Below are 3,692 nucleotides of genomic sequence, written 5' to 3'. Positions count from 1 at the left end.
GTACTGATCGAAGCGCTAGTAATCAAGCACCTTCGGGCACTTCTGTTCTTTGGCTGGGGTGTCTTCGTGGTCATCTTGCACAGGGCAAGCGTGGCAACAGGCGAACTTTAGTGAAGCTGCCTCGGATGATAGCTTCAGAATATGATCATTTTTTGTGCTTAACCCGGAGTAACAGCTCTAAATAGATACTTTTGGCGTTGTCTTTATAAACCGAGGCCTTTGCTAAACCGCTGAATAAACGGCGTATTCGCAATTCCTGTCTACTACGACAGCTTTTGGAATGTTTATTGCTCTCCCGCTTTTTTCGTCATTTCACAGGGAGGGCGTTGTATGTGGCTAAGGCTTGTAGTGCTGTCGTTGCTCTTGGGGTGGATGGACCGCGGGCTCAGTGCGGCAACGTTGTCGTTTGCCGCCGCAGAATTTGTTCCTTTCGTTTCGGTAAAAGACGGCCAGCCCTCTGGGGCGGTGGCCGATATCGTCAAGCAGGCGTGCCGCGAGGCAAACATCGAATGCAGCTTTAAGGTGCAGAGCTGGAAAGACTCCAAAGCCGAAGTGGAAGCCGGCAAGGTCGATGGATTGTTTGTCGTTAGCTGGGAGCGCGACCGCGCGCAATGGCTGAGCTATAGCCTGCCGCTGCTGCATACCGAGTGGGGTTACTTGGTCGCCGCTAGCGATACGCGCGACTACCTGGGGTTAAAAAGCCTGACCGGTTACCGCGTCGGCGTGTTCGGCCCCTCGAGCAGTTCCGAGGCGCTGCAACGGGTCCAGCCGGTGCTGAATCTCGACGTGCAGCTCAGCCAGGACGATCTGGCTAACGTGCAGCGCATGCTCGCTGGCGAACTGGACGCGGTGTATATGAACCGCGACGTGGCGCTTAGCCTGTTGCAGCGCAACGGCCTGCAAGACAAGGTGCGTTACGTGATTGGCGACAGCGGACGCAATTATCACTTGGCGTTCAGCAAGCAAGCCGATGTGCAGTTGGTGGGGCCATTCAACCGCGCCCTGCGGCGCATGTTTAAGGCCCGCGACGTGCAGCAATTGCTGACCGCGCAACAGCTGGAACCGGCGCGCTGGACATCGACCTACGAAGGCAAATAACCAGCGCACGGCAGTATCGCCTTCTCACTATGCGTAGGCGTACTCGCCGCCACGTTGCAGCGCGCGCTGGTAAGCCGGGCGCGCGTGAATGCGCTCAAGGAACGCCTTGAGCTTGGGCCGACTGGCATCCAGCCCGGCGCGCGAGGAGGCCGCTTCCAGCGGGAAGCTCATCTGAATATCAGCGGCGCTAAAGGAGTCGCCGGAAAACCACTCACTTTTACCCAGTTCGCCTTCCAGGTAATCCAGGTTTTGCCGCAGCGCCGGGTTGATAAACGAGCGCTTCACCTTGCCGGCAATACCGCGCGCGATGGGTTTGACAAAGAACGGCATCGGCGAGCTTTCAATTTTGTCGAACACCAGCTTGAGCAGCAGCGGCGGCATGGCCGAGCCTTCGGCAAAGTGCAGCCAGTAGTTGCAGCGCAGGCGCTCTGGCGTACCGGCGGCGGGCAGCAGCCCTTGGCCATAGCGCTCGGCCAGGTATTCGATGATCGCCCCGGACTCGGCCAGGGTCAGCTCACCATCGGTGATCACCGGCGATTTACCCAACGGGTGCACAGCGCGCAGCTCGGGCGGCGCCAGCATGGTCTTGGGGTCGCGCTGGTAATGCTGGATCTGGTACTCGACGCCCATTTCCTCGAGCAGCCAGAGAATGCGCTGCGAGCGCGAGTTGTTCAGGTGGTGGACGGTGATCATGCAAAGCTCCCTGGTGGATGGTGTTATGGACCGTGTACGCCGTGGTGCGCACAGCACACCCTACGCGGGGGTTTAGCACAAGCGCAGTTCGGCCGGCCACGGGCAAAACCGGCAAACATGCTAAGCTCGCCGCCCCGATTGCCGCCGATGTTCCCGCCGTGCCGCACGCCGCCTTTGCTGATACCGCCCACTGGCTGACCGCCGCCGACTTGCACCCTGCGCCCGCCACTGCGGTGCTCGACTGGTTGTTGGATGACGGCTCGCTGACCCGTCGCCTTGTCTCCCTGTCCAATGACGGCTTTAGCGTCACCCCGCTGCAAGAAAGCTGGCAGACCCTGCGCAGCGACGAATGCCAAGCGCTCAATGTGCGCGAAGGCAGCGTCGGTTGGGTGCGCGAAGTGTTTTTGTGCGGCCATGGCCAGCCCTGGGTATTCGCCCGCAGTGTGGCAACCCGCAGCCAATTGCTTAACTCCGACCTGCATATGGACGAACTGGGTAGCCGCTCCCTGGGCGAACTGCTGTTCAGCGACCAAGCCTTTAGCCGCGGTGAAATGCAGGTGTGTCGTTATCCCCAGCACTGGTTGCCGGCCGAGGTCAGCGCTGAGCAACTGTGGGCACGGCGCTCATGCTTTAGCCGCGACGGGTTGAGCGTGTTGGTAGCCGAAGTGTTTTTGCCGCCGCTGTGGTCGGCGGCCGATGTCTCGGTTTGACCGCCTTTTTGAACAACAGGAGCCGCGCCTGATGTACACCCGCCTGCTGCAATCGCTTAACCACCTGCACCCACGCGCCTTCGACTTTATCCAGTTGATGCGCCTGGAGCGTCCCATCGGCATCTACCTGCTGATGTGGCCGACCCTGTGGGCCCTGTGGATCGCCGCCAAAGGCGTGCCGTCGCTGAGCAATTTGCTGATTTTCGTCGTGGGCGTGATCTTGATGCGCGCGGCCGGCTGCGTGATCAACGACTACGCCGACCGCAACTTCGACGGCCATGTAGCGCGCACCAAAGGCCGGCCGCTGGCCACCGGCAAGGTCAAGCCGAAGGAAGCGCTGATCCTGTTCGCCGTGTTGGTGGCGCTGAGTTTTATCCTGGTGCTGTTTACCAACCTCACCACCATCCTGATGTCCTTTGGCGCCCTGGCGATTGCCGCCACTTACCCGTTTATGAAGCGCTTTACCTTCTACCCGCAAGTAGTCTTGGGCGCGGCGTTTTCCTGGGGCATGCCCATGGCCTTCACCGCCGAAACCGGCGAACTGCCTAGCGCGGCGTGGCTACTGTTTATCGCCAACGTGGTATGGACCGTCGGCTACGACACCTACTACGCCATGGCCGACCGTGAAGACGATTTAAAGATTGGCGTGAAATCCACCGCCATCCTGTTTGGCGATGCCGACCGCGTAATCATCCTCACCCTGCAAGGCATCGCCCTACTGTGCCTGGCCCTGGCAGGTGCGCGCTTTACCCTCGGCATTTGGTTTCTGCTCGGCCTGTTTGTCGCCGCCGGCTGCTTCGCCTGGGAATTCTGGAGCACCCGCCACCGCGAACCGCAAGCGTGCCTGGCCGCGTTTCTGCACAACCACTGGGCTGGGTTGGCGATATTGGTGGGTATTGCCTTGGACTTTGGTTTGCGCTGATCCAGATATACAGCCCCCAAAGATCAAAAGCCCCTCTCCCCTAGCCGGGCGCCCGCAAACAGGCGAGGGGAACAGATCGGCGTACGCTCAAACAGCTCGTTATGGCGCCCTCTACCGCTTGCGAGAGAGGGCTAGGCGAGGGGCCGTTGATCTGGCCTGTGATCTTGATCTGGCTGTTGATCTACCCGCCCCGTTTATCGCAAGGCCGAGCGCAGTCGTTGTGTAGGGGGTCGAGCGGCAGGAGCCGCGAGAGGCGTGGGGCCATGGAT

4 protein-coding genes are annotated in these 3,692 nt (G+C 60.4%); 3 read left to right on the top strand and 1 reads right to left on the bottom strand.

Translation table 11 applies throughout. The annotated features are described in order from the left end of the window. The first annotated feature begins 330 nt into the window (after positions 1-330). The gene (locus AAAB16_RS22775; protein WP_340665392.1) at positions 331-1,098 is read left to right on the top strand and encodes a transporter substrate-binding domain-containing protein; all 768 of its coding nucleotides are present in this window, start codon (positions 331-333) and stop codon (positions 1,096-1,098) included. A gap of 27 nt (positions 1,099-1,125) precedes the next feature. On the opposite strand, the gene AAAB16_RS22770 is transcribed toward AAAB16_RS22775, so the two are convergent. After that, positions 1,126-1,791, bottom strand: coding sequence for a glutathione S-transferase (locus AAAB16_RS22770; protein WP_340665391.1), 666 nt, complete (start codon positions 1,789-1,791; stop codon positions 1,126-1,128). 158 nt (positions 1,792-1,949) lie between these two features. On the opposite strand from AAAB16_RS22770, the gene AAAB16_RS22765 reads away from it, so the two are divergent. Both AAAB16_RS22765 and ubiA read left to right on the top strand, forming a co-directional pair. Then, the gene (locus AAAB16_RS22765) at positions 1,950-2,501 is read left to right on the top strand and encodes a chorismate lyase (protein ID WP_340665393.1); all 552 of its coding nucleotides are present in this window, start codon (positions 1,950-1,952) and stop codon (positions 2,499-2,501) included. A 31-nt stretch (positions 2,502-2,532) separates the two neighbouring features. Then, positions 2,533-3,423 (top strand): 4-hydroxybenzoate octaprenyltransferase, encoded by an 891-nt coding sequence (gene ubiA / locus AAAB16_RS22760; RefSeq protein ID WP_340665390.1) that lies wholly within the window; start codon positions 2,533-2,535, stop codon positions 3,421-3,423. Positions 3,424-3,692 lie beyond the last annotated feature (269 nt).

Origin of the sequence: Pseudomonas sp. (genome assembly GCF_037994325.1) — a bacterium.
In the GTDB taxonomy this organism is placed as follows: Bacteria; Pseudomonadota; Gammaproteobacteria; order Pseudomonadales; family Pseudomonadaceae; genus Aquipseudomonas.
This window is presented reverse-complemented; position numbering and strand designations above follow the sequence as displayed.